Origin of the sequence: Rubellimicrobium arenae (assembly GCF_017916275.1) — a bacterium.
Classification (GTDB): Bacteria; Pseudomonadota; Alphaproteobacteria; order Rhodobacterales; family Rhodobacteraceae; genus Rubellimicrobium; species Rubellimicrobium arenae.
In genome coordinates this window covers 426,305-451,152 of the sequence record NZ_JAFMST010000002.1, presented here as the reverse complement: position 1 = coordinate 451,152, position 24,848 = coordinate 426,305, and the positions used below count along the sequence as shown (strand labels likewise).

General features: G+C 68.4%; 26 protein-coding genes. 15 read left to right on the top strand and 11 right to left on the bottom strand.

The features are described 5' to 3' along the window. Positions 1–7: 7 nt before the first annotated feature. Together J3P31_RS04795 and J3P31_RS04790 are read right to left on the bottom strand one after the other, a co-directional pair. Positions 8–763: a P-loop NTPase family protein gene (locus tag J3P31_RS04795; protein WP_210527248.1), complete on the bottom strand. Its 756-nt coding sequence runs from the start codon at positions 761–763 to the stop codon at positions 8–10. Then, entirely contained in the window at positions 760–1,818 is a 1,059-nt protein-coding gene (locus J3P31_RS04790; RefSeq protein WP_210527247.1) for an AI-2E family transporter, read from the bottom strand. Before J3P31_RS04790 ends, J3P31_RS04795 begins: the two co-directional genes overlap by 4 nt. A gap of 193 nt (positions 1,819–2,011) precedes the next feature. On the opposite strand from J3P31_RS04790, the gene J3P31_RS04785 reads away from it, so the two are divergent. Then, positions 2,012–2,398, top strand: a complete 387-nt coding sequence (locus J3P31_RS04785; protein ID WP_210527246.1) for a cupin domain-containing protein — start codon at positions 2,012–2,014, stop codon at positions 2,396–2,398. Between the two features lie 35 nt (positions 2,399–2,433). Here the strand turns inward: J3P31_RS04785 and J3P31_RS04780 are convergent, their stop codons facing one another. Then, positions 2,434–3,381 (bottom strand): LysR family transcriptional regulator, encoded by a 948-nt coding sequence (locus tag J3P31_RS04780; RefSeq protein ID WP_210527245.1) that lies wholly within the window; start codon positions 3,379–3,381, stop codon positions 2,434–2,436. A gap of 106 nt (positions 3,382–3,487) precedes the next feature. On the opposite strand from J3P31_RS04780, the gene J3P31_RS04775 reads away from it, so the two are divergent. The 3 genes from J3P31_RS04775 (at position 3,488) to proS (ending at position 5,986) form a co-directional block, all read left to right on the top strand. Beyond that, complete coding sequence (locus J3P31_RS04775; protein WP_210527244.1) at positions 3,488–3,925, top strand: cupin domain-containing protein; 438 nt, start codon at positions 3,488–3,490, stop codon at positions 3,923–3,925. A gap of 189 nt (positions 3,926–4,114) precedes the next feature. Beyond that, complete coding sequence (locus J3P31_RS04770) at positions 4,115–4,546, top strand: hypothetical protein (protein ID WP_210527243.1); 432 nt, start codon at positions 4,115–4,117, stop codon at positions 4,544–4,546. A gap of 102 nt (positions 4,547–4,648) precedes the next feature. Beyond that, positions 4,649–5,986 carry a proline--tRNA ligase gene (proS, locus tag J3P31_RS04765; protein WP_210527242.1) on the top strand — a complete coding sequence of 446 codons (1,338 nt, stop codon included), beginning with the start codon at positions 4,649–4,651 and terminating at the stop codon, positions 5,984–5,986. Positions 5,987–6,059: 73 nt separating this feature from the next. Here proS and J3P31_RS04760 read toward each other — a convergent pair whose 3' ends face one another. Then, positions 6,060–6,815: a VPLPA-CTERM sorting domain-containing protein gene (locus tag J3P31_RS04760; protein WP_210527241.1), complete on the bottom strand. Its 756-nt coding sequence runs from the start codon at positions 6,813–6,815 to the stop codon at positions 6,060–6,062. Between the two features lie 93 nt (positions 6,816–6,908). Here J3P31_RS04760 and J3P31_RS04755 point away from each other — a divergent pair, with 93 nt between their 5' ends. After that, on the top strand, positions 6,909–7,622 hold the full coding sequence (locus J3P31_RS04755; RefSeq protein ID WP_246849269.1) for a ThuA domain-containing protein: 714 nt from the start codon (positions 6,909–6,911) through the stop codon (positions 7,620–7,622). Between the two features lie 6 nt (positions 7,623–7,628). Here the strand turns inward: J3P31_RS04755 and J3P31_RS04750 are convergent, their stop codons facing one another. Further along, positions 7,629–8,267, bottom strand: coding sequence for a DUF5872 domain-containing protein (locus tag J3P31_RS04750; RefSeq protein ID WP_210527240.1), 639 nt, complete (start codon positions 8,265–8,267; stop codon positions 7,629–7,631). A gap of 182 nt (positions 8,268–8,449) precedes the next feature. Between J3P31_RS04750 and J3P31_RS04745 the strand changes: the two genes are divergently transcribed. From J3P31_RS04745 to J3P31_RS04735, 3 genes are all read left to right on the top strand, one after another. Next, positions 8,450–9,736 carry a lipoprotein-releasing ABC transporter permease subunit gene (locus J3P31_RS04745; protein WP_210527239.1) on the top strand — a complete coding sequence of 429 codons (1,287 nt, stop codon included), beginning with the start codon at positions 8,450–8,452 and terminating at the stop codon, positions 9,734–9,736. Continuing rightward, positions 9,729–10,409, top strand: a complete 681-nt coding sequence (locus tag J3P31_RS04740; protein WP_210527238.1) for an ABC transporter ATP-binding protein — start codon at positions 9,729–9,731, stop codon at positions 10,407–10,409. The genes J3P31_RS04745 and J3P31_RS04740 overlap by 8 nt, the downstream gene beginning before the upstream one ends. A 62-nt stretch (positions 10,410–10,471) precedes the next feature. After that, entirely contained in the window at positions 10,472–10,870 is a 399-nt protein-coding gene (locus J3P31_RS04735) for a c-type cytochrome (RefSeq protein WP_210527237.1), read from the top strand. A gap of 86 nt (positions 10,871–10,956) precedes the next feature. Here J3P31_RS04735 and J3P31_RS04730 read toward each other — a convergent pair whose 3' ends face one another. Both J3P31_RS04730 and J3P31_RS04725 read right to left on the bottom strand, forming a co-directional pair. Beyond that, positions 10,957–11,631, bottom strand: coding sequence for a hypothetical protein (locus J3P31_RS04730; protein WP_210527236.1), 675 nt, complete (start codon positions 11,629–11,631; stop codon positions 10,957–10,959). Between the two features lie 49 nt (positions 11,632–11,680). Then, the gene (locus tag J3P31_RS04725; RefSeq protein WP_210527235.1) at positions 11,681–12,373 is read right to left on the bottom strand and encodes a winged helix-turn-helix transcriptional regulator; all 693 of its coding nucleotides are present in this window, start codon (positions 12,371–12,373) and stop codon (positions 11,681–11,683) included. A 125-nt stretch (positions 12,374–12,498) separates the two neighbouring features. On the opposite strand from J3P31_RS04725, the gene J3P31_RS04720 reads away from it, so the two are divergent. Next, complete coding sequence (locus J3P31_RS04720) at positions 12,499–13,641, top strand: acyl-CoA dehydrogenase family protein (protein WP_210527234.1); 1,143 nt, start codon at positions 12,499–12,501, stop codon at positions 13,639–13,641. A 34-nt stretch (positions 13,642–13,675) separates the two neighbouring features. Here the strand turns inward: J3P31_RS04720 and parE are convergent, their stop codons facing one another. Continuing rightward, positions 13,676–15,628, bottom strand: coding sequence for a DNA topoisomerase IV subunit B (gene parE / locus J3P31_RS04715; protein WP_210527285.1), 1,953 nt, complete (start codon positions 15,626–15,628; stop codon positions 13,676–13,678). An 85-nt stretch (positions 15,629–15,713) separates the two neighbouring features. Next, on the bottom strand, positions 15,714–16,379 hold the full coding sequence (locus J3P31_RS04710; RefSeq protein ID WP_210527233.1) for a glutathione S-transferase family protein: 666 nt from the start codon (positions 16,377–16,379) through the stop codon (positions 15,714–15,716). Positions 16,380–16,482: 103 nt separating this feature from the next. On the opposite strand from J3P31_RS04710, the gene J3P31_RS04705 reads away from it, so the two are divergent. The 4 genes from J3P31_RS04705 to J3P31_RS04690 all read left to right on the top strand — a co-directional run bounded on the left by J3P31_RS04705 (position 16,483) and on the right by J3P31_RS04690 (position 20,454). Next, a complete protein-coding gene (locus tag J3P31_RS04705) occupies positions 16,483–17,367 on the top strand; it encodes an NAD-dependent epimerase/dehydratase family protein (RefSeq protein WP_210527232.1) in 885 nt (294 codons plus the stop codon). Further along, positions 17,364–18,329: an isopenicillin N synthase family dioxygenase gene (locus J3P31_RS04700; protein ID WP_368373015.1), complete on the top strand. Its 966-nt coding sequence runs from the start codon at positions 17,364–17,366 to the stop codon at positions 18,327–18,329. The genes J3P31_RS04705 and J3P31_RS04700 overlap by 4 nt, the downstream gene beginning before the upstream one ends. 131 nt (positions 18,330–18,460) lie before the next feature. Beyond that, on the top strand, positions 18,461–19,846 hold the full coding sequence (locus J3P31_RS04695) for an MATE family efflux transporter (RefSeq protein ID WP_210527231.1): 1,386 nt from the start codon (positions 18,461–18,463) through the stop codon (positions 19,844–19,846). Beyond that, on the top strand, positions 19,846–20,454 hold the full coding sequence (locus tag J3P31_RS04690; RefSeq protein WP_210527230.1) for a DedA family protein: 609 nt from the start codon (positions 19,846–19,848) through the stop codon (positions 20,452–20,454). Before J3P31_RS04695 ends, J3P31_RS04690 begins: the two co-directional genes overlap by 1 nt. A 4-nt stretch (positions 20,455–20,458) precedes the next feature. Here the strand turns inward: J3P31_RS04690 and J3P31_RS04685 are convergent, their stop codons facing one another. After that, positions 20,459–21,661, bottom strand: a complete 1,203-nt coding sequence (locus J3P31_RS04685) for a pyridoxal phosphate-dependent aminotransferase (RefSeq protein WP_210527229.1) — start codon at positions 21,659–21,661, stop codon at positions 20,459–20,461. An 81-nt stretch (positions 21,662–21,742) separates the two neighbouring features. Here J3P31_RS04685 and J3P31_RS04680 point away from each other — a divergent pair, with 81 nt between their 5' ends. Both J3P31_RS04680 and J3P31_RS04675 read left to right on the top strand, forming a co-directional pair. After that, positions 21,743–22,015 carry an FAD assembly factor SdhE gene (locus tag J3P31_RS04680; protein ID WP_210527228.1) on the top strand — a complete coding sequence of 91 codons (273 nt, stop codon included), beginning with the start codon at positions 21,743–21,745 and terminating at the stop codon, positions 22,013–22,015. Between the two features lie 113 nt (positions 22,016–22,128). Then, positions 22,129–22,635 carry a MarR family winged helix-turn-helix transcriptional regulator gene (locus tag J3P31_RS04675; protein WP_210527227.1) on the top strand — a complete coding sequence of 169 codons (507 nt, stop codon included), beginning with the start codon at positions 22,129–22,131 and terminating at the stop codon, positions 22,633–22,635. Positions 22,636–22,948: 313 nt separating this feature from the next. Here J3P31_RS04675 and J3P31_RS04670 read toward each other — a convergent pair whose 3' ends face one another. Next, complete coding sequence (locus J3P31_RS04670) at positions 22,949–24,793, bottom strand: pseudouridine synthase (RefSeq protein WP_210527226.1); 1,845 nt, start codon at positions 24,791–24,793, stop codon at positions 22,949–22,951. Positions 24,794–24,848 lie beyond the last annotated feature (55 nt).

Genomic DNA, 24,848 nt, shown 5'->3' with positions numbered 1-24,848 from the left:
CTGCAGGCTAGAAGCCGGCGTCCGTGCTGTCGAGGACCCGCCGGGCCAGGGCCAGGCTCACGCGCTGGCCTTCGGACAGGCTGGCGCGGTCCAGGGTGGCCACGGCGGCGGCGGCGGCGGCGTGCGACCGTTCGATCCGGCGCGCCACGAAGGTCAGCACCCCCGGCGCGGGAAAGAGCTGCCGGTCCGCGAACTGCTTGGCCAGCAGCGCCTCGACCAGCGCGTCATCGGGAGGGTTGAGGCGCACCACCGTGGTGGCCTGCACGCGCGAGGCGAGGTCGGGCAGCCGCACGCCCCAGCGCGACGGCGGCCGGTCCGACGTCAGCAACAGGCGTCCCCCCGTCGCGGCCAGATGGTTGTGAAGGTGGAACAGGGCCGTTTCGGCCTCACGCGGGAGGGACTCGAGATCCTCGACCGCCACGGCGGACCCGGGCGGGGGAAGCTCGGCCGTCAGTTCCCGGGAGTCCCGCCGCTCGGCTCCGGTCAGGCTTTGCCAGATGCGCACGAGGTGCGTCTTTCCCGAGCCCTCGGGTCCGACCAGGGCCAGCTTGCCTTCGGGCCAGCGGAGCCCTCCCGCGATCATGGCATGGGCGTCCATGTTGGATTCGGACACGAAGAAGTCCTCGGGGCCGAGCGAGACCGGCAGCGCCCAGTCGAAGCTCAGTTGCTCGGCATCCAGGGCAGGGGCGGTGGTGCGGGCGGCACGGCGGGGTTTCTCGGGCCAGTCCTCGGCCGCGAAGAAGCTCAGCTGCTCATCGATCATGAGATCCGCGCGCCCCGGTAAAGGCGGCTTTCCTTGTACTTGGCGATGGCGAACCGGACCAGGACGCCCAGCACGGCCGCGACGGGCACCGCCACGACCACGCCCAGGAAGCCGAACAGCGCGCCGAAGGCCGACAGCGCGAACAGAAGCCAGACCGGGTGCACGCCGACCCGCTCGCCGACCAGCTTGGGAGTCAGGAAGTTGCCTTCCACGAACTGGCCCGACTGGAAGATGGCCCAGACGGCGAGAACCCAGACCCAGTTGCCCCAGAACTGATAAAGCGCGAGCCCGCTGGCAAGGAGCCCGCCCACGAGGGCGCCCACGTAGGGGATGAAGGTCAGCGCCCCGGCGATGGCGCCCACCACCAGCCCGAAGTTGAGCCCGACCATGGCGAGCGCCACGGCATAGTAGGTCCCCAGGATGAGGCAGACGAGGCCCTGTCCGCGGATGAAGGCGGCCAGCCGGTCGTCGCACTCCCGCGCCAGGGCCCGGATCGTCGACACGTGCTCGCGCGGGAGGAGGTCGTCGATCCGCGCCACCATCGCGTCCCAGTCGAGCAGGAGGTAGAAGGTCACCACCGGGACCACGATCACGATGAGCAGTCCGTTGATGACCCCGACGGCCGAGCTCAGCAGGGTGTTGAGCAGCTGACCCGCCCGCTGCTGGATGCCCGCGCCGACCTCCGAGATCTGCTGGCGCAGCGGGCTGTCCGCCTCGACCAGGGTCGGAAACCGTTCGGTCAGCCAGTTTCCGGCCTGGGTCACGAGCTGTGGCGTGATCTGGATCAGGGCCGTGGCCTGGTTCACCAGGGTCGGAACGATGATCAGGCTGGCCACGACGATGGCAAGCAGGGCGGACAGCGTGATCAGCACCACCGCCCAGACCCTTTTCATCCCCGCCCGTTCCAGCCGGTCGGCGAGCGGATCGAGCAGGTAGGCCACGATGGCCCCCAGGATGAAGGGCAGCAGGACGTTTCCCAGGAACCAGAGCAACAGGAAGAAGACGAGCGCCGTCACGCCCCAGATCCGTGCCTGCTGTCCGACCGTCACCGCCATTGCGGGCCGTCCCCCGTAGTGTCCCGCCCAGATGTGGCCGAGGCACAGCGCATTGGCAAGGACGGGGCGGTCCTGGCGGGGCGGGTTCGGCCATGCGCCGGGTCCGGATATCCTGACTACAGCGCGGGGCGCCGTCGGGCCTAGTCTGCCGGCATTGAACCTTTGCCCTTTCCCATTTTCCACGGAGACGATGATGAACGCTATTTCGCACGACTTCCCTGTGCCGAGCCTCCCGGCCGCCATGGCGCGCGATCTCATGGGCGCCGCCATGTTCCCGACACCGTCCATCAGGTACCACACCATGCTCTCGTCGCATGACACGGGCGCGCTGAGCGTCCTCGATAGCACCACGCCCGCTGAAGCCTGCATCCCGCCTCATGTCCACGACGACCGGGACGAGCTTTGCGTGATCCTGTCCGGCATCCTGGAGTTCCGCATGGCGGGGCGGATCCTTCGCCGTCGGGCGGGGGAGAGCATCTTCATCCCCCGAGGGATCGAGCACGAGGTCCGGGCCGTGACCGAGGCCCGGCACATCGCTCTCCTGAGCCGGACCAGCCTGATGGACCAGGGCCCCGCCTGATCGCCTAAGAGCCATGGCGACGTCCGGGCTCCGGGTCAGTCGGGGAGGTCGGGCTGGCCTTCGTTGAGGGGGCGCAGGACCTCCGCGACCCGCTCCCGCAGCCAGCGATGAGCGGGCGAGGTGGTCGCCCGCTTGTGCCAGACCATGCCGATCAGCGGCACCGGAACCGGCAGGGCCGGTTCAAGGACCGTCAGGCCAAGGGTCGGAGCCATGTGCCTCGCCATCTGCAGCGGCACCATCGCCACGAGGTCCGTCGTGGCCACGCTGCGGCAGATGCCGCCGAAGAAGGGCAGGGTCATGACGACCCGCCGTGTCCGGCCCATGCGCGCCAGGGCGTCGTCCACCATGGCGCGCGGCTTGCCCTCGGGCGACATGAGGACGTGATCCAGCCCGCAGAAGAGATCCAGCGGAACCGCGTCGCCCGACGACAGGCCAGCCAGCCGGGGATGGCCGGTCCGTGCGATCATCGCGAAGGGCGAATGGAAGAGCGGCCGCCATTCGATCCAGTCCGGCAGTTCGGCCCGGGGCATCAGGGCGATGTCCACGACGTAGCGCTCGAGCGTGTCGACATAGTTCGACGGCACCAGATCCGTGAGATGCACGCGCAGGCCCGGTGCCTCCCTGAGGAGGATCTCGCCCATCCGGGGCATCAGGAGTTCCCCGAAGAAGTCCGCCCCCGAGATCCGGAACGACGCCGTCGCCGTCGCGGCATCGAAGACCTGCGGGCCCGACAGGAGGCGTTGGAGCGAGTCGAGATGCTGGCGCAATGGCTCGGCCAGGCTCCTGGCGTAGTCCGTCGCGTCCAGCCGTGGCCCGCGCCGCACGAAGAGCGGATCGCCCAGGGCGTCGCGCAACCGGGCAAGAGCCGCCGAGACCGCGGGCTGCGACAGGCCCACGCGCCGGCCGGCCGCCGTGGTGGACCCCTCGCGCAGGAGGGCGTCCAGAACGCGCAGGAGGTTCAGGTCGAAGGTTGCCATATTCATGGAATGAATAATGAGCATAAGTTCTTTCCATTTTCCACGACTCCGGCAGCCGAGGTATGTCCCCGTCGTCGATCATTGTCGACGCAGCTTGATCCTGGAGATTGAAATGAAAGACGTTTCTGTTGCCGATTCCGATATCCTCGATTGGAACGGAACCACCTATCGCACCCTGGTCGCCACCGCCGAGACGGGCGGACGCATGTGCGTCGTGGACAGCACCTCGCCGGCCCTGTCGGGTCCTCCGCGTCATGTCCATCACCGGGAGGACGAATGCTTCGTCGTCCTGTCCGGCGAGATGGAGTTCTCGGTCGAGGGCCAGAGCTTCCGCAAGGGCGCGGGCGAGGCCGCCTTCATCCCCCGTGGCGCCGAGCACACCTTCCGCGCCCTGACCGAGTCCCGCCACCTCGTGATCCTGACCCCTGGCGGCTTCGAAGGCTTCTTCGCCGAGATGGCGCGCCACGCGTACCGCATCCCGGATCAAATGGGGCCCATCCTGGAAAGTGCCGGGCGCCACCACCTCGACTTCACCGGCCCGCCGCTGTGATCCTGGGACCGGACGCGGGGGCCGCGTCCGGTTTTCCTTACCTCCGGCTCATGCAGGCTTGACGCACGAGGACCTGAGGTGTTCATTTCCATTCGAAACGCGGATGCATTTCGCATCCTGACCACCGGAGCCGGATCATTTCAGCGGCTCCGACGAAGAATTTTGACGCCGCATTACAAGAGGATTTCAATGCGCGACATCGCTTTCGTTTTCTTTCTGGCCGCCGTCCTTTGCGTGACGGGTGGCATGGCTCTGGGTATCTGGATGGGGATCGCGCAGAACTTCACCTTTGCCCCGGTCCACGCCCACCTGAACCTCGTGGGCTGGGCCACCATGGCGCTCTTTGCCATCTACTATCGCCTGACGCCGCGCGCGGCGCAGGGCTGGCTGCCCCGGATCCATGCGGGCCTGGCCATCCCGGGCGTGCTGCTCATGACGGGCGGCCTCGCGGCCGAGTTCGCGGGGCGTCCCGAGTTCCTGCCCGCCGCCATCGGGGGATCGCTGATGACGGCGGCCTCGATGCTGGTGTTCCTGTTCACCGTGATCCGTCACGGCTTCGGCGCTGCCCCCGCGAACACGCGGGACGCACGGTTCGACGCAGCCCTGACGCCCGCCGAGTGACCCCGGGGAGTAACGAGTGAGGGCCGGGCAGGCGCGCGCTTGCCCGGCCCGTTTCCTTGTCCTAAACGGTCCCGACCCGAGTTCTCGCCGCTAGGACACCTCATGCGCCTGACCCGCTACTTCCTCCCCGTGCTCAAGGAAAATCCGGCGGAGGCGCAGATCGTCTCGCACCGCTACATGCTGCGCGCGGGCATGATCAAGCAGCAGGCGGCGGGCATCTATTCCTGGCTGCCCCTCGGCTTCAAGGTCCTGCGCCGGGTCGAACAGATCGTCCACGAGGAGCAGCAGCGCGCCGGGCACATCCCGCTCCTGATGCCGACGCTGCAGACGGCGGACCTTTGGCGCGAATCCGGCCGCTACGACGACTACGGCGAGGAGATGCTCCGCATCACCGACCGCCAGAAGCGCGAGCTGCTTTACGGCCCCACCAACGAGGAGATGATCACCGACATCTTCCGGAGCCACGTGAACAGCTACAAGGACCTGCCGCTCACGCTCTACCACATCCAGTGGAAGTTCCGGGACGAGATGCGCCCCCGCTTCGGCGTCATGCGCGGGCGCGAGTTCCTGATGAAGGACGGCTACAACTTCGACGTGGACAAGGAGCAGGCGATCCACGCCTACAACCGCCACATGGTCAGCTATCTGCGGACCTATGAACGCATGGGCCTGACGGCCATCCCGATGCGCGCGGCCTCCGGCCCCATCGGCGGCGACAACACCCACGAGTTCCTGGTGCTGGCCTCCACCGGCGAATCCGAGGTCTTCTACGACTCCGCCGTGACCGACCTGGAGCTGGGCTCGCGCAGCGTGAACTACGACGATCCCGCGCAGGTGGCCGCCATCTGCCAGGAGTTCACGACCCTTTACGCCCGCACCGACGAGACGCACGACTCCGCGCTCTTCGACCAGATCCCGGAAGAGCGGCGCAAGGTCGGCCGCGGCATCGAGGTCGGGCAGATCTTCTACTTCGGCACCAAGTACTCCGAGCCGATGGGCGCGACCGTGACGATGCCGGACGGCAGCAAGGTGCCGGTCCACATGGGATCGCACGGGATCGGCGTGTCGCGGCTCCTGGGCGCCATCATCGAGGCCAGCCACGATGACAAGGGCATCATCTGGCCCGAGGGCGTGACCCCGTTCCACGCCGCCATCGTCAACCTCAAGCAAGGGGACACCGACGCCGATGCGGCCTGCGAGGCGATCTACCAGGGCCTGAGGTCGCGCGGCCTCGACCCCCTCTATGACGACCGCGACGCCCGCGCGGGCGAGAAGTTCGCGACCACCGACCTCATCGGCCTGCCGTGGCGGATCACCGTGGGGCCGCGCGGCCTCAAGAACGGCGTCGTGGAGCTCACCTCCCGCCGCACCGGCGAGAGCGAGGAGATGTCGCCCGAGGCCGCGATCGCCAGGGTCACGGAGATCTACGCGGGCGTCTGATCGCCCGAGCGAACGATGGAACACGGCCGCGACGGGGATCCGCCGCGGCCGTCCTTCGTTCTGCGGATCGCTGTCAGCGGCGCAGGCGCCGAAGTGCGCCCAGGCCACCCAGACCGCCCAGCAGCAGCACGCCCGTCGCCGGGAGCGGGACCGGAGCCGGATCCTCCCCGCCGCCCGACCCGTCCGTCCAACCGGCCGCCCCGAAGGTGAAGCCGTGCCAGAACTCGGCCTCGTTGGTGAACGAGAAGGTCGTGAACTCTCCGCTCATCAGCACGACGCCGCTGGCCTCGCCGCCGCCCACCATGTCGGTGCCGTTCTGGATGCTGACGGTGCCGCACCCCCAGGAGCCGCAGGCGTCCTTCCCGGTCCCGTCCACGTTCTCGCCAGCGGAGCTCAGAAGCTCGATGGCCGAGCTGAAGCTGAAGGTGTTCCCGTTGGCGCTGACGAAGGCGAAGTAGATGTCCTCGACCGGAGCGCTGAAGGTGAAGCTGTGCAGGCCGGCCTGCGTCAAACCGATCATGTCGGTGTCGGTCGGGCCGTTGTCGTTCCCCTTGGGACCCGAGCTGGTGTAGGGCGACCCGCCCGAGCCGACCGACTCCCAGTAGTCCGTCTCGGAATCCGCGCCGCTGTTGAGGAACGCGAACCCCGTGCTGGTGGTGTGATACGTCACGTCCACCGCATGGTCGCCGGTGCCGATGGTGCCCAGAACGGTGCAGCCACTTGCATCGCAGGTCTGGTTGCGATCCCAATCGACCCAGGTGACCGGCACCGCATGGGCGCTGGTGGCTGCCGCGACGGCAAGGACGGATAGCAGAGCCTGAAGCTTCATTTGAATCCTCTATGGATAACAATGGGTCATTGGGTTTCGGATAGAATGTCATCTGGTTAACAATGCCGGATGCACGGGAGGAGTAAGGAAATCATGACCCGAGCGCTCATCACCTGGGGAGGCTGGCCGGGACACGAGCCCGACCGCGTGGCCGAGGTCTTTCGGCGGATGCTGGAGGCCGAGGGCCTGGAAGTCAGGGTCACGGACTCGCTCGACATGTTCGATGACCCCGAGGGGCTGCGCTCCCTCGACCTTATCGTGCCGGTCTGGACCATGAGCGAGCTATCGCGCGAGCGTGCGACCAATGTCTCCGAGGCGGTGGCGCGCGGCACGGGGATCGCGGGCTGTCATGGCGGGATGTGCGACGCCTTCCGGGGCAATCCCCTCTGGCAGTTCATCACGGGGGGGCAGTGGGTCGCGCATCCGGGGGGCGATGGCCAGCGCTACACGGTCCGCATCACGCAGCCCGACCACGAACTCGTGCAGGGGATCGGCGACTTCGAGGTCACCACGGAGCAGTACTACCTCCATGTGGACCCGGCCAACCGTATCCTGGCCACCACGACCTTCCCCACGGTGCCGTGGTATCATTCCTCCAACGGTCCGGTGCAGATGCCGGTCGCCTGGACCCGCGCCTGGGGCCTGGGGCGGGTCTACTATAACGCGTTGGGTCACAAGGCGGACGTGATCGCCGGCGGCGCGCCCTTCGAGATGCTTCGCCGTGGTCTCCTCTGGGCCGCGCAGGGCAAGGCCCAAGCCGAGGGGCAGGGGGTGGACCGGTTCCAGAGCCCCGGCAGCCACTGGTAGGGGAGATCAGCCCGCCAGAGCCCGTGCCAGCTCGTCCTTGGTCATCCGCGACCGCCCCTCCAGACCCCGCTCCCTCGCGAGGGTCAGGAGGTCGGCCTTGCTCCGGTCGCGGAGGCTTGAGGGAGAGCCCTGGGCGCGGCCATTCTCGTCCGTGGCTTCCTCGATGGCCCTGAGCAGCCGCTTCTCGTCCATGGATGAGCGGCCCTCGATCCGCAGCTCCCTGGCCCGCGCATCCAGCATGGCCTTGGTGGGGCCATCCTTGCGGATCCTTGCGGCCTTTTCCCGGATATCCTCGGGCTGGTCCACGAACTGGAGCCGGCCGCCCCGCTTCTTGGCGGTCGTGCGGGCGTACTCCTCCTCGGTCAGGAGCATCCTGACGAGCTTGGGCAGATAGCGTTCCCCGGTCTCGCCGCTCTCGTGGCCGGACTTGGTCCCCCAGTCCTCCTCGGTCCAGTGGTGAAGATCGGTCTCGTCCTGCGACGGCCCGGATTCGTCGTAGCCGCCGCCCCGGCGCTTGTATTCCTGCACGGCCATCTGGGCCTTGCGCGCCGACCACTCGCCCGGGTCGCCCCCCTTGGCGCCTGCCGTGACCTCGGCCTTCACCTTCTCCCAAAGCCTGGGGTCCGTCCGTTGCGCCTCGGCCATGGTCCGCTCCTTTCCGCTGACGACACCCAAACGCAGCGGACCGCAGGAGGGTTGCGGAGCCTCGCGGCGATCCGCCTGGCCCGCTGTCCCTGCGATGGCGTGAATGCGAACCGGCGTCAGGCGGCCCTGCGTTGACCTTGCCTGCCCCCGGCGGCATGGTCCGCGCGACCGAAAGGACCCCCATGGCCCGCAGCCCCGCCCCCTTCGCCCCCTATGAATGGATGATCGCCTGGCGGTATCTCCGGGCTCGCCGCGCCGAGGGGGGCGTCTCGGTCATGACCTGGATCTCCCTCGTGGGGGTGACCCTGGCCGTCTTCGCGCTGATCGCCACGCTGGCCGTCCGCTCGGGGTTCCGCGAGGAGTTCGTCGACACGATCCTGGGCTCGAACGCCCATGTCACCATCTACACCGCCCCCACGCTCGGCCCCCAGGGGCAGGAGATCCGGACCATCCCGGACGCCGCGGCCATGGCGGACCGGATCGGGCAGGTGCCGGGGGTGACGCGTGCCGCGCCGCTGGTGCGGGGTCAGGTGATGGCGACGTTCCAGGGACGCAACGCCGGGATGGAGGTCCTGGGCATCGCGCCCGGGGATCTCGCCGCCATTCCCCGCATCGCCCGTCCCGAGGAGGCCGAGGGCGACCTCGCCCGCTTTCCCGACGGGATCGCCATCGGCTCGGGCATTGCCCGGGAGCTGGGCGTCAGCGTGGGGGACCGCATCCGCATCATCTCGCCGGACGGCGCGCGCACGCCGATGGGGGTGTCGCCGCGCGTGTCGGCCTACGAGGTGACGTACATCTTCACCGCCGGCCGCTACGACATCGACCGCACCCGCGCCTATCTGCCGTTGCCCGAAGCCCAGAGCTTCTTCAACCGCGACGGCGTGGCCGACGAGATCGAGGTGATGGTGTCCGATCCCGATGCCATCGAGCCGCTTGTCCCCCCGATCCTGAAGGCCGCCGGACCGAATGCCTATGCTTGGACGTGGAAGGACTCCTCCGGCGCGTTCCTGAGCGCCCTTACCGTCGAGGACAACGTGATGTTCGTCATCCTTTCGGTCCTGGTGCTGATCGCGTCGATGAACATCATCTCGGGCCTGATCATGCTGGTGAAGAACAAGGGACGCGACATTGGCATCCTGCGCACCATGGGGCTGACGGAAGGGGCGATCCTTCGGGTGTTCTTCCTGTGCGGGGCCAGCATCGGCACACTGGGAACCATCCTCGGCGTGATCCTGGGATGCGCCTTCGCGATCTGGATCGATCCGATCTTCGCCGCCGTGAACTACCTGTCCGGCGGGGGGGTCTGGGATCCCTCGATCCGGGGCCTTTACCGCCTGCCCGCCAAGCTGGAGGCCGGCGACGTGCTGTCGGCCGTGATGCTGTCGCTCGTCCTGTCCTGGGTCGTGACCCTCTTTCCGGCCCGCCGCGCGGCGCGCATGAACCCCGTCGAGGCGCTGCGCTATGAATGAGGCCCTGGCCCTTCGGGGCGTCCGGAAGACCTACAACGCCGGAAGGCCCAATGCCGTGGACGTGCTGCGCGGCGTGGACCTGACCATCGCGGCGGGCGAGGTCGTGGCCCTGGTCGCACCGTCGGGCGCGGGCAAGTCCACGCTCCTCCACATCGCGGGCCTGCTCGATGCGCCGGACGACGGGCAGGTGGTCCTTGGCGGAACCGACATGACGCGGCTTGGCGACCGCCCGAGAACCCTGGCCCGGCGGGACCTCGTGGGGTTCGTCTATCAGTTCCATCACCTCCTGCCGGAGTTCACCGCGCTCGAGAACATCGTTCTGCCGCAACTGGCCCATGGGTCCAGCCGGCGCGAGGCCGAGGCCCGCGCCCTCGACCTCATGGATCGGGTGGGCGTGCGGCCACGGGCCGCCCATCGCCCGGCGGCCCTGTCCGGGGGCGAGCAGCAGCGAGTCGCCTTCTGCCGGGCGCTTGCCAACGCGCCGCGGCTGCTCCTCGCGGACGAGCCCACCGGCAACCTGGACCCCGAGACGTCGGATCGGGTGTTCGACGCCCTCATGGTCCTGGTGCGGTCGACGGGGCTCGCGGCACTCATCGCCACGCACAACCTTCAGTTGGCCGCCCGAATGGACCGGGTGCTCAGGTTGGACGGCGGGCACGTGGTGCCGGCATGATCCAGATCAAGGCGGCCCAGGAGCCTGGCGGTCAGCCTGAACCAAAACGAGCAGGAGCCCACATGCGCCGTCTGATCCTTCTCGCGCCCCTGGCGCTCATGGCCTGCGTGCCGGACCCGCACGAGGACGTGTCGGGCCGCAATGCCTTTCTCGAGTCCTGCGCCGGCTGCCATGGGGTGGACGCCAAGGGAACGGGCGCCATGGCTGCCGGGCTCGACCCACGTCCCGCCGACCTCACCACCATCGCCGCGCGTCATGGCGGCCCATTTCCGCGCGACTACGTCATGAGCGTCATCGACGGCTTCGCGCGCGGAGCCCATTTCAGTCCCGCCATGCCCGAGTTCGGGGCCACCGACATGGGCGATACCGTGATCGTCGAGGAAACCCCGGGCGTCGGCACGCCGATTCCCGAGCGGCTGCTGGCCCTCGCCGATTACCTTGAGAGCATCCAGGAGCCATAGGCTCCGCAGGCGGTCCCTTTGGATGCGCCCTCCTGGGTGCGGCGTGGCCCGGCCCCGGAACCAGCGTTGGGCCGGTGCCGGCTGGCTCAGTCGCAGATGCCTTCGACCTGCACGCCCTCCCAGGGCAGCGCAACCCATTCGGTCAGCGGCTCATCAATCGGCTTCAGGGCAAAGTACCTGGACAGCATCGTGTGGAGACGCTCGGTCCGGGGAGAATGGGGCGCCAGGGTGCGGCAGCAGACATACTCCTCCATGATGGAGCCCTGCTGCTCGTAGCCGTAGTCGAGGTAATCGGCGCTGGTATCCAGCTCGAAGAGGTAGGGATCCGCCTCCCGGGCGTGCTCGAAGGCGGCCTTCAGCGGGAAGTAGCCCGTCAGGCCCCTGTTCTGCCACTGCCACGCGTGGACCATCTCATGCGCCAGAAGCATGGCATCCGCGAGGGGCAGGACCTCCGGCCATCCTTCCACCATGTCGTCCCGGTAAAGATCCGACCGGACGTAGACGTCCTCGAAGATCGAGATGGCTCCGGTGTGAACGCGTACCGTCTCCCCCCGGGGCGGGGGGAAAAGGCGGGACTGGCAGGTCAGCCGGGGCGGGGCGGGCACGACGCGCGGCGAGCCGAGCTGGATCCCGTCATGGAGGCGGACGCGGCTGGTGTCGAGCGCGGGACCGTGCAAGTCGGACAGGAAGGCCACCTCGTTCGAGGTCAGCGGCCGTCCGCAGGCCGCAAGGAGCACAAGGGCAAGAAGGGCAGGGCGCATTGAGCGATGAGGCCATGCCGGACGATCCGGAGCAAGGGCCAACCCGGCGTCATGCCACCGAAGGCCGGGGCGTTCTCGCAAAGGGCGACAGCCCCAGCCAGGTCGGCATGGAGCGCGCCAGCGTCGGGGCCCCGTCCACCTCGATGGCGCCCGATGCGATCTCGGCCCTCAGCGTCGTGTAGCCCATCCAGATGGCGGTCATGGTCCGCAGACCGCACGTCACCAGAAGGTCCACCTCGTAGCCGGGGTCGTGGTAACAGAGGTCGGCCTCCCCCTCTTCGACCACAAGCCAGAAGTTCCGATGCCGCGGGGCGAGTTCGGGATACAGGAACTGAACCGTCGAACGCCCCGGGGGAAAGGCCTCTGCCACGATCCCGCGCCGGATGTCCCACATCAGCAGCGTGGGATCCAGGTTGCGCAGCGACAGTTGCGCCTCCACCCACCGGTGCCCCCAGTCGCCCAGGCTCATCACGAGGGGCCGCAGTTCCTCGCCGGCCTCGGTCAGGCGATACTCGTTCAGGCCGGACGTCCCCGTCGGCATGACCCTGACCACGCCCGCCTGCTCCAACTCCTTGAGGCGCTTGGACAGGAGGGCCGGGGACATGCGGGGCACCCCGCGCCGGAGATCGTTGAACCGGGTGGAGCCGCAAAGAAGCTCGCGGACGACAAGCATGGTCCAGCGCGAGCAGACGACCTCGGCCGCCATAGAAACAGGGCAGAACTGGCCGTAGGAGGAGCCCATTCCCGCCTCCCCATGAACCAGCCGGATAATGCGCCCCGACGGGGCACGCGTCCAGTACAGATTCGAGACTGGACCGATTCGCGCCGTCCATGGACACTCCCGGGCATTCGAACTGGAGGTTTTCAATGACTGTTATCGATACGATTTCCACCCCGGTCCCCCTGGTCGACAAAGCAGAGGCCTTGGGAGCGGTCCTCGCCCGTCGGGCCCAGCATCTCGACGACAGCGATGCCTTCGCGGCCGAGAGCTTTGCGGACCTCAAGGCAGGGGGCTTCCTCGAAGCCGGCGTTCCGGCCGAGCTTGGGGGTGGCGGAGCCGGCATTCCGGAGCTTTCGATGATGCTCCGCACCCTTGCGCGCCATTGCGGATCCACGGCCCTCGCCTTGGCCATGCACACCCACCAGGTCGCGATTCCGGCCTGGCGTTGGCGTCACGGCGTCGCCGCCGTGGAGCCGCTTCTCAGGCGCATTGCCGTCGAGAGGCTGGTCCTCGTCTCGACCGGTGGCTCCGACTGGGTCGGCGGCGGCGGCGAGGCCATCCCCGTCGAGGGAGGCTACCGCATCCAGGCGCGGAAGATCTTTTCCTCTGCCTCGCCTGTGGGTGACCTGATGATGACCATGGCCATCCTCAAGGGCGAGGATGGCCGCCCCGACGAGGTGCTGCACTTCGCCGTGCCCTTCAAGTCGCCCAACGTCCGGCTGGAGGACACCTGGCACACGTTGGGGATGCGCGGCTCGGGCTCCCATGACGTGGTGATCGACGGCCACGTCGTTCCCGAGGCGGGCGTCTCGATGCGCCGCAGGTCGGGGGAATGGCATCCGGTCTTCCAGATCATCGCCACCATCGCGATCCCGCTGATCTACTCGGTCTATGTCGGCGTCGCCGAGGGCACCCGCGATGCAGCCGTCGCGCTTGCGAGACGCAAGCCCACGTCGCACACGATCGACCTCGTGGGCCGCCTCGACACCGAACTAATGGGTGCCCGCCTCGCGCTCCGGGGCATGCTCGACGTCATCGCCGAGGATGCGCCCGACGCCGGCAGCGTCAATCGGGTGATGATGGGCCGCACCCTCTGCGCCCGCCACGTCCTCGCCGTGGGTGACCTCGCGATGGAGGCCTCGGGCGGCGCGGCCTTCTATCGCGCGAACGGCGTGGAGCGGAGGTTCCGGGACCTCCAGGGCGCGCGGTACCACCCGATGCAGGCTGGCCCGCAGGCCGAATATGCGGGGCGGATGGCGCTGGGGATGCCGGTCGCCAACATCTACTGAAGAACAAGGGGGCGCCACGGCGCCCCCTTCCACGTCACACGTCCAGTTCCTCGACGAACCGCGCGTTCTCCTGGATGAACTGGAACCGCATCTCGGGCTTCTTGCCCATCAACCGCTCGACGAGGTCCTCCGTCTCTCCCGGCTCATCGTCCTGCAGGGACACCCGGATCAGCCGCCGCGTCGCGGGGTCCATGGTGGTGTCCTTGAGGTCCTTGGCGTCCATCTCGCCCAGACCCTTGAATCGCTGGACGTCGATCTTGCCTTTTCCGCCAAGCCCCTTGGCCAGCCACTTTGCCTTCTCGGCGTCGTCGGCCACATAGAGCCGCTTCGACCCCTGCGTGAGCCGGTAGAGCGGGGGGCAGGCGAGGTAAAGGTGCCCCTTGTCGATCAGCGGCCGCATCTGCGTGAAGAAGAACGTCATCAGCAGCGACGCGATGTGGGCCCCGTCCACGTCGGCGTCGGTCATGATGATGATCTTCTCGTAGCGCAGGTCCTCGATGTTGAACTTGCTGCCCAGCGACACGCCCAAAGCCTGCGCGAGGTCCGCGATCTCCTGGTTGCTGCCGAGCTTGGAGGACGCGGCCCCCAGCACGTTCAGGATCTTGCCCCTGAGCGGCAGCAGCGCCTGAGTCCGCCGATCCCGCGCCATCTTGGCCGACCCGCCCGCCGAGTCGCCTTCGACGATGAACAGCTCCGTCCCCGCCCGGGAGGACGCCGAGCAGTCCACGAGCTTGCCCGGCAACCGCAGCTTGCGCGTGGCGGACTTGCGCGCGGTCTCCTTCTCCTGACGGCGGCGGATGCGCTCCTCGGCCCGCAGGATCAGGAAGTCGAGGATGGACCCCGCCGACTTGGTGTTGGCGGCCAGCCAGTGGTCGAAGTGGTCGCGCACCGCCCCCTCGACCAGACGCGCGGCATCGGTGGTGGCGAGGCGGTCCTTGGTCTGTCCCACGAACTCGGGCTCGCGAATGAAGCAGGACACCAGCGCGCAGCCGCCCGTCAGCAGGTCCTCGCGCGTGATGTCCGCGGCCTTCCGGTTCTTCGCCAGCTCCCCATAGGCCTTGAGGCCCTTGAGGATCGCCGCCCAGAACCCGGCCTCGTGCGTGCCGCCTTCGGGCGTGGGGATCGTGTTGCAGTAGCTCTGCAGGAAGCCGTCCCGCGCGGGCGTCCAGTTGATCGCCCATTCCACCTTGCCGGGGACGCCAAACTTCTCCTGGAACGACACCGTCCCGGCGAAGGGCTTCTCGGCATAGGTGCTGGCGGCGCCGAGCGTCTCCGTCAGGTAGTCCGCCAAGCCCCCCGGGAAGCGGAACACCGCCTCCAGCGGCGTGTCGCCCTCCTCGATCTCGGACTTCCAGCGGATCTCGACGCCCGAGAACAGGTAGGCCTTGGACCGCACCATCTTGAACAACCGCGAGGGCCGCAGGGTGTGATGCCCGAAGATCTCCTCGTCGGGGTGGAAGGTGGACGAGGTCCCCCGCCGGTTCGGCGCCGCGCCCAACGTCTGGAGCGGCCCGAGCGGGATCCCGCGCGAAAACCGCTGCTCATAAAGCGTCTTGTTCCGCGCGACCTGCACGACAAGGCTGTCCGACAGCGCGTTCACCACCGACGCGCCCACGCCGTGCAACCCGCCCGAGGTCTCGTAGGCCTTGCCCGAGAACTTGCCCCCGGCGTGGAGCGTGCAGTGGATCACCTCCAGCGCCGACTTGCCGGGGAACTTGGGGTGCGGGTCGATGGGCATGCCGCGCCCGTTGTCGCGGATCGTCACGGATCCATCGGCCAACAGCTCCACCTCGATGCGGTTGGCGTGGCCCGCCACCGCCTCGTCCATGGAGTTGTCGAGGATCTCGGCAACGAGATGGTGCAGTGCGGCCTCGTCCGTGCCCCCGATGTACATGCCGGGGCGCTTGCGAACGGGCTCGAGTCCTTCCAGCACCTCGATGGAGGACGCGTCGTAGGTGTCGGCAGCGGCGAGAAGGTCGTCGGGCATGGCAAATTCGTTCTCGTTGTGTTCTTCCCAACTAGTCATTTCCTGCCCTTTTCGCAACGTTTCAGGGTGACGCAGCCGGCCTGAATCACAGCCACATCGGCTCGGAGGAACGTTTCTCCCACATCTGCCTGAACGCCGGACGGGCTTGGCACGCGCGAAGCCATTCGTCCACCGCCGGATAGTCGGCCAGCAGCGGCTCGTGCGCGGTGCCGTAGCGCAGGATCTCGGCCAGGTTCACGTCCGCGACGGTGAACCGGCCGCCAACCAGGTGATCCTCGCGGGAGAGATGCCCTTCCAGGACGCGCAAGGGCCGCCCGAGCCGCTCGACCATTTCGGCGATCTCGGCCCGCCCGCCTTCGCTGTCGGCACGGCCGTAGGTGTAGGCGTTCTGGATCGTCAGGCCCGGCTCCTCCATCGAGGTGGCCGCGAACAGGGTCCACTGGGTCATCAATGCGTTCTCGGCCTCGTCGCGGGGACCGAAGTCGCCGCCGTACCGGCGCGCGAGATAAAGGTTGATGCCCAGCGACTCGGTCAACACCAAGTCCCCATCCACGAGGACGGGAATCGCGCCCATCGGCGACAAGGCCAGGAACTCCCGCGAGCGGGTGTTGAGCGGCGCGTCCGGCGCGTCGGGCTTGTCCAGCCGGTAGGCCTGCCAGACCTGCCTCAGCTCCAGCTCCAGCCCGATCTCCGCCGCGAGCCAGAAGTTCCGGGTCGCTCGGCTGCGGTAGGCGCCGTAGATCACGGGCATGAGGTCTCTCCGTCTTGATCCCTCCTTGCTAGACGTCCTCACGCGGCCTTGAAAGCCGGGGCAGGGCGGGGTTCACTCCCGGCGCGGCAAAGGAGGAACACCCATGCGCGTCTTTTTCACGGGCGGCGCCGGCAAGGCCGGCCGCCATGCGATCCCGCATCTGGTCGAGCAGGGGCACAGCGTCGTCAACATCGACCTGAACCGACTGAACCATCCCGGAGTCCCTGACCTGCGCGTGGATCTGACAGATGGGTCGCAGGTCTTCAACGCCATGGCCTCGCATGCCAGCAGCGCGGAGCTGGAGCCCGGCACGGGCGTGCCCCGCTACGACGCGGTGGTCCACTTTGCGGCGATCCCGTCGATGTTCCTGACCGCCGACAACGAAACCTACCGCGTCAACGTCCTGTCCACCTTCAACGTGCTCGACGCCGCGACCAAGCTCGGCATCCGCAAGGTCATCATCGCCTCCAGCGAGACCACCTATGGCGTCTGCTTCGCCGACGGGGAGGTGCGGCCGGACTACATCCCGGTCGATGAGGAGCATCCGACCGTCCCGCAGGACAGCTATGCCATGTCCAAGGTCTGCAACGAGGCCACAGCCCGCAGCTTCCAGGCCCGAACCGGCTTCGACATCTACGCCCTGCGGATCAACAACGTCATCGAGCCGCACGAGTACCTGGCCTACGCCAAGACCTGGCGCGAGCATCCCGAGGTCCGCCGCCGCAACATCTTTGCCTATATCGATGCGCGCGACCTGGGCCACATGGTGGACCGCTGCCTCAGGACGGACGGGCTCGGATATCAGGTCTTCAACGTGTCGAACGACGACAGCTCCGTCGGGCTCCCCTCGGCCGAGGTGATCCACCGCTTCTATGAGGGCATTCCGCTCAGGCGGCCCCTGGGTGAATACGAGACCTTCTACTGCAATGCCAAGGCCAAGCGGCTGCTCAACTACGCGCCCTCGCATGGCTGGAGGGACCTGCCGTGACCGATCTTGCCACGGCGCCGCTGATCCGCGCCTTCGACCTTGCCGCCTTCGAAGGGGCGACAGGGGCAGCCCGCGCCGCCTCGGCCCAGGACCTCGACCGCATCTGCCGCGAGACGGGCTTCCTTGTGCTGTCGGGCCATGGCGTGCCCGAGGCGACCATCCAGGGGGTCTGGCGGGCTGCGCAGGACTTCTTCGCCCTCCCGCCCGAGGAAAAGGCGAAGGTGTCCGCCCCTTATCCCGGCTACCCCTATGGCTGGCTTGGCCCTGACCGCGAGGCGCTGGCCCGGTCCAAGGGGGAGGAGACGCCCCCCGACCTCAAGGAGTCGTTCAACGGCGGTCCCCTCACGCGTCCGGGCGGCATCGCCGATCCCGACGCCTACGCCTTCTACTACGCCCCGACCCTCTGGCCCGACCTCCCCGGCTTCCGCGAGGCGTGGGAGGCCTATTACCGCGCGCTCGAGGATCTTGCCGCCCGCGTCATGCGCGCCATGGCCGCGGCGCTGAACCTGCCCGAGACCTTCTTCGACGCCTACCTGACCGCCCCCGTCTCGGCGCTGCGCGCCTTGCACTACCCGGCCACGCCGGAGGCCGCGCTGCCCGGCCAGCAGCGGGCCGGAGCGCATACCGACTACGGCTCCCTCACGATCCTCCTCCCGCAGCCGGGTTCGCGGGGGCTGGAGATCCGCGACCCCCACAGCGGCCAATGGACCGAAGTCACGGCCCCGCCGGGCTGTTTCGTCGTCAACATCGGCGACCTGATGGCCCGCTGGACCGCCGACCGCTGGGTGTCCACGCTCCATCGCGTGGTCGCCATCCCCGGACAGCCCGCGCGGCAAAGCCTCGCCTTCTTCCATCAGCCCGACTGGGAGGCCGAGATCACGCCGCTCGACGGCTCGGACGCGTATCCACCGGTCCGGTCCGGTCCCTACCTCCGGGCCAAGTTCACGGCGACGGGCACCTGATCCGACGGAGGCTCGTCCGGCGCCGCGCCGAAGGAGCCTCCGGTTTCCAAACTGCTGCAATCCGCGCCAGCCTGGTCATTGCGTGTTCATCTACCTAGACGCCAGAGCCGTTCCGGCCTAACTCCGCCGCCATGACCCAAGCACCCGCCCTGTCCCCGGCCCTCACGGGCTGGTCCGGCCATGCTCGCGGCCTTCTCGGGCTCGCCGTGCCCTTGATCGGATCGAACCTTGCCGGCTTCGCCATCCACCTGACGGACACCGTCCTTCTGGGCTGGTACGACGTGACCGCTCTGGCCGGGATCGTGCTGGCTTCGTCGCTCTGGTACATCATGATGCTGATGGGGTCGGGCTTTGCCGGAGCGGTCATGCCGCTCGCCGCCAAGGCGTCGGAGGAGGGCGACATCCGCGAGGTGCGGCGCATCACGCGCATGGGGCTCTGGCTGTCCCTGGCCTACGCCGTCTTCGCGCTGGTGGTGCTCCTGGGATCGGGCCACCTGTTCGCCGCCATGGGGCAGGAAGCCGAGGTGGCCGACCAGGCCGGACGCTATCTGGGCATCGCGGGATGGGGCATCATCCCGACCATCGTCGGCATGGTCCTGCGCTCCTTCCTGACGTCCCTCGAACGGACGGCCGTCCTTCTCTGGGCGACCATCGGATCGGCGATGCTGAACGCCGTCTGGGGTTATGCCCTGATCTTCGGCGCCTGGGGCCTGCCCGAGATGGGCATCGAGGGCGCGGCCTGGGCCGCGCTGGCCACGCAAACGCTCTCGACGCTGCTGCTGCTGGGCTATGCGCTTCTCCGGCTGCCCGAGTACGAACTCCTCGCGCGGTTCTGGCGTCCGGACTGGGCCGCCATGGGTCGGGTGTTCCGCCTCGGCTGGCCCATCGGCGGGCAACTCCTCGCCGAAGTCGGTCTCTTCGCCGGATCGGCCATCATGGTGGGTTGGGTCGGCGAGGTGCCGTTGGCCGCGCATGGCGTGGCCCTGCAGCTGGCGTCGGCCACGTTTAACGTCCACCTGGGGCTCAGCCAGGCCGTCACGGTCCGCACCGGCCAGGCGCTGGGGCGCGGCGACCACGAAGGGATGAGGCAGGGGGCCGTCGTGGCCATCGTGCTGTCGGCCAGCCTCGCCATCCTGGCGAGCGCCCTGTTCCTTCTTTATCCCGAGCAGCTCCTGTCCCTGTTCGTGGACCCCGCGGACCCGAAGCGGCCCGAGGTGCTGGCCGTGGGCGTCACGCTCCTGGGGCTGGCCGCCATTTTCCAGATCTTCGACGGCGCGCAGGTCCTGGCCATCGGGCTCCTCCGTGGAATCCAGGACACCACGGTGCCGATGATCTTCGCCGCGCTGAGCTACTGGGGCCTGGGCATACCCATCGGCTATCTGCTGGGCTTCGTGCTGGGCTGGCACGAGGTCGGGGTCTGGATCGGGCTCGTCGCGTCACTGGTTTGCGCCTCCGTGCTGCTCATGGCACGGTTCTGGCGACGCGCTTCGCGCCCCCTGACAGGACTGCACGCCTAATGTTCGACTTCATCACCGGCTGGATCCAGCAGGGAGGCCTCCTTGCGGTGGGCCTCCTCATGGTCCTCGAGAACGTGTTCCCCCCAATCCCGTCCGAGCTGATCGTTCCGCTGGCCGGCTTCATGGCGGCGCAAGGGGGCTTCAGCCTTGTTGGCCTGCTGATCGTCGCGACCCTCGGCTCGGTCCTCGGGACGCTGCTCTGGTACGGCCTGGCCCGCGCCTGGGGCCGCGAGCGGTTCCTGCGCTTCCTCGACCGGCACGGCGTCTGGCTGACCATGTCGCGCGAAGAGGCCGAAACCGCCATGGCCTGGTTCCACCGCTATGGCCCTGCGGCGGTCCTCCTTGGGCGTCTCGTCCCCACGGTGCGGACGCTCATCTCGGTGCCGGCCGGACTGTCGGAGATGTCCTTCCTGTCGTTCCTCGTCTACACCGCCGCCGGAAGCCTGATCTGGATCGCGATCCTCGCGGGGGCGGGCTACCTCCTCGAGGACAACTATGAGCGGGTCGAGCAATGGGTGAACCCCATCTCGACCCTGGTCGTCCTCGGGATCCTCGCGCTCTATCTCTACCGCGTGGTGCGCGGCCTGCTGAAGCGCCGCCGGACCTGAGCCGTCAGCTCAGGCCCGCACAGAAGTCCTGGATGCGCGAGCAGGCCTCGCGCAGCTGGGCGTCGCTGGTCGCATAGCTGATCCGGAACGCGGGCGAGAGCCCGAACGCCGCCCCGAACACCACGGCCACCCCGGTCTCGTCGAGGAGAGCGGTCGCGAAATCCTCGTCCGTTTCGATCCGCACGCCGTTGCGGCTCGTATTGCCGATGCAGCCCGAGATATCGGGATACACGTAGAACGCGCCTTCCGGGGTCGGGCAATGGACGCCCGCGGCGTCGTTCAGCATTCCCACTACGAGATTCCGCCGACGCTCGAAGAGCTTGCGGTTCGGCTCCAGGAAATCCTGCGGCCCCGTCAGCGCCTCGACCGCCGCCCACTGGCTGACCGAACAAGGGTTGGACGTGCTCTGCGACTGCACCTTGGCCATGGCCCGGATGAGCGGCACCGGCCCGGCGGCGTAGCCGATCCTCCAGCCGGTCATGGCATAGGCCTTGGACACGCCGTTGACGGTCAGGGTGCGCTCATAAAGGCCCGGCTCCACCTGGGCGGGGGTCGCGAACCGGAAGTCGTCGAAAACCAGATGCTCGTACATGTCGTCGGTCATCACCCAGACCTGGGGATGCCGGAGCAGCACGTCGGTCAGGCCCTTGATCTCCTGGGCGGTGTAGCCGGCCCCGGTGGGATTCGACGGCGAGTTGAAGATGAGCCACTTGGTGCGGGGCGTGATGGCCGCCTCGAGCTGCTCGGGCGTGATCTTGAAGCCGACGGAAGGGCCCGCCGCCACGAAGACGGGCGTGCCCTCGGCCAGAAGCACCATGTCCGGGTAGCTGACCCAATAGGGGGCCGGGATGATGACTTCGTCGCCCTGGTTCAGCGTGGCCACCAGCGCGTTGTAGAGCACCTGCTTGCCGCCGGTCCCGACGCTGACCTGCGAGGGCTGGTACACGAGCCCGTTCTCCCGGTCGAACTTCTGGCAGATCGCCCGCTTGAGCTCGGGGATGCCGTCCACGGCGGTGTATCTGGTCTTGCCGTCCCGGATGGCGCGGATCGCCGCCTCCTGGATGTTGGCCGGCGTGTCGAAGTCGGGCTCCCCGGCGCCAAGGCCGATCACGTCCCGTCCCATGGCCTGCAACTCTTGGGCACGGGTGGTGACGGCGATGGTGGGCGACGGCTTGACGCGGTCGAGCGTGGAGGACAGGAACGGCATGGGAGGAAGCCTTTCGGGCGCGGGAACAACCTGCGTTTAGGGCCGGCCCGTGAGGCTCACAAGCACGAAGGGAGGCGAGCCATGACGGAAACGCGCGAGGCCCGCCTCGGACGCCTGAAGACCCGCTCCATGTGGCGGGGGATCCGCGAGATGGACCTGATCCTGCGGGACTTCTCGAACCGGGAGCTTGCGGCGCTCGAACCCGCCGATCTCGACCTCTACGAGGATCTCCTCGGGGAAAGAGATCACGACCTCCTGGCGTGGATCAGCGGGGCCGCGCCCACGCCCGGGCGGTACGACGGGCTGATCCGGCGCATCCAGGCCGGGGCCGTCGGGCTTACCCGGCCCGACTGAAGAGCTTTACTCAAGTTTTCAGGAACAACCGCTTGGGGTCCCCGGGGGCTTAACCCGGTATTGTCAATCTTGGGATTATGTTGCGGCAAATACGACACATCGGAGACGCCGCCATGAATGTCCGGACCCCCGTCGATCCTATCCTGCCGGCCCGCGACGCGGCGTTCATGCGCAGCTACCTGGACGCGCTCACGCTGGTGGAGCGGCTGCACCGGCTGCTGCTCGACGTCATCAAGGACGAGTTCGAGAGATTGGGGATCCTCGAGGTCAACCCTGTCCAGGCGCTGCTGCTCTTCAACATCGGCGACAACGAGGTCACGGCGGGCGAGCTGAAAAGCCGCGGCTATTACCAGGGCTCGAACGTCAGCTACAATCTCAAGAAGCTGGTGGACCTCGGCTACATGCACCACCAAAGGAGCGAGATCGACCGTCGCTCGGTCCGTGTGCGCCTGACGGACAAGGGCCGCAAGCTTCGCGACATCGTGGCACGCCTTTTTGCCGCCCATGCGGAAGGCCTGACCACGCGGGCCATTCTCGATGCCGATTCCATGGACGAGATCACCCACGCGCTGAAGCGCATGGAACGCTATTGGACCGACCAGATCCGCTACATCTACTGACCATGTGACCATGTCCGGGCGCATCGGGCAGGGTGGTCTCAGGGCCAAGTTCGAGGGATGCGAACGGGGCGTCCCGTCCGGCTGTATGGGCCGCGTAGCCGACGGCCAGCGCCCCCCATCACGTTCAGCTCAAGCCTACCGGGTACTCCGGCACAGGGCGCTGGGCTTCCTTCGGCGGTGATGCAGCTCTCATCCCCCCGTAAGATCCCGCCCGTCCCTGCCACCCGACCTCGAGGCCGCGTCCGCTTTGGGCCCCGGATCCATTGCCCGGGGCCGTAAGCCAAGCCAGCCGGATGATCCGGCCAGCTCCTGCTCAGTCCTTGCGGGGCTTCGGCTTGAACGGCCGATCACCGGAGGGACGGCCCTTGGGACCCCCTTCGCGAGGTCCCTTGCGGAATGAGCGCTCGCCATCGTTGCGGCCCTCCCGCGGCCCCCGGGGACCATCGTTTCGATCCGCCCGGAAGGGGCGGCGCTCGTCTCCCTCGCGGGAGGGGCGATCGGACCGGGGCGGGCGGCTGTCCTGCCCGCGATCCTGACGTTGCGGCTTGAACCCACGGTCGGGCCGGCCGTCCTGGCCTTCAAAGCGCCGGGGCGGACGGCGCTCCTCGCCCTCGCGCTGGGGCCGGGGCGCGCGGGCATACTTGGCCGAGCGGCCCTCGTCGCCCTCACGGGCGGGACGCGACGGCTTGAAGGGGCGTGGGGACCGTTCGTCCGTCCCCTCCCGCGGCGTACGCGGCTTGTAGGCGCGCGCGGGCCGGGCCTCGTCGGCATCGCGGGCCGGACGCGGGCCACGCGGTCGGTCGTTCCCTTCGAAGCGGCGCGGCGGACGTTCGTCGTCGGACCGGCGCGGCGGCCGGCGGTCATCGTCACCAAACTTGCGCGGTCCCCGGTCCCCATCGGCGCGGGGCCCGCGGTCGCGGAAGCTCTTCCGGGGGCCATCGCCCTCCTCGCGGTCCGAGCGGGAGCGCCCACCTTCGGCGGCATGGCTGCGGAACCCGGACGACCGGGAGCGGTCCCCGCCGCCCTCGGCGCGCGGGGGACGGCCATGGCTCTTGAAGCCGGAGGACCGCGATCCCTCGCCGGAGCCACGGTGGGGCCGTTCGTCGGCCTGCCCGGCATCCTCGCGGGCCGCACGGGCCTCGTCCGTCCTCATCCAGGTCCGCGGCTTGGAGAACGCGCTGGGCGCGGCCACCTTGCGGGGACTGCGGGTGGGACGCGACCGGGTGTCGTCGTCCCCGGCATCGCGGGACCTGGGACCGCGGGCCTTCAGTTCGCGCTTCACCGTCGCGCCCGCCGGGCGGGCGGTGGACAGGCGATCGCGCGCGGGCCGGTCCTCGGGCTCGTCGTCGAAGACGGGCATGTCATCGGGCGAGGGCCGCTTGCGGGCGCGGGTCACCGCCTCGGGCTTGGACAGGCCAAGCTGGTCGCGAACGATCTTGGGACGGACCTCCTCCACGTCGCCGACGGGCAGGTCGCCCAGCTGGAAGGGGCCATAGCTGATGCGGATCAGGCGGTTCACCGTGAAGCCCAGGTGCTCCATGGCGCGCCGGATCTCGCGGTTCTTGCCTTCGCGCAGCGTGATCGTCAGCCAGGCGTTGGCGCCCTGCTGGCGGTCGATGCTGACCTCCATCGGCTGGTAGTCCATGTCATCCACGGTGATCCCCTGGCGCAGCGGCTCGAGCTGCTCCTTGGTGGGGGTGCCATGGATGCGGACGCGGTACCGCCGCGACCATCCGGTCGAGGGCAGCTCCAGCTTGCGCTTGATCTCGCCGTCGTTGGTGAGCAGCAGCAACCCTTCCGAGGTGAGGTCGAGCCGGCCGACCGACATCACCCGGGGCATGTCCTCGGGCAGGGAGTCGAAGACCGTCGGGCGGCCTTCCTCGTCATGCTCGGTCGTCACAAGGCCGGCCGGCTTGTGATAAAGCCAGACGCGCGTGGCCTCGGCCTCGCCCACGGGCTGGCCATCGACGGCGAGTCGATCCTTGTCGGTCACGTTGGTCGCCGGCGACGTCACCTTTGCGCCATTGACGGTCACGCGGCCTTCGAGGATCATCCGCTCGGCATCGCGGCGGGAGGCCACCCCCGCGCGGGAGAGGACCTTGGCAATGCGCTCGCCTTCGCCCGGGGCGCCTTCGGGGGTCTTGTCATCTGTGCTCATCGGCCGCCCATAACGCTAATGATCCGCTCCCGCTAGAGGGGGTTGCTAGAGGGTA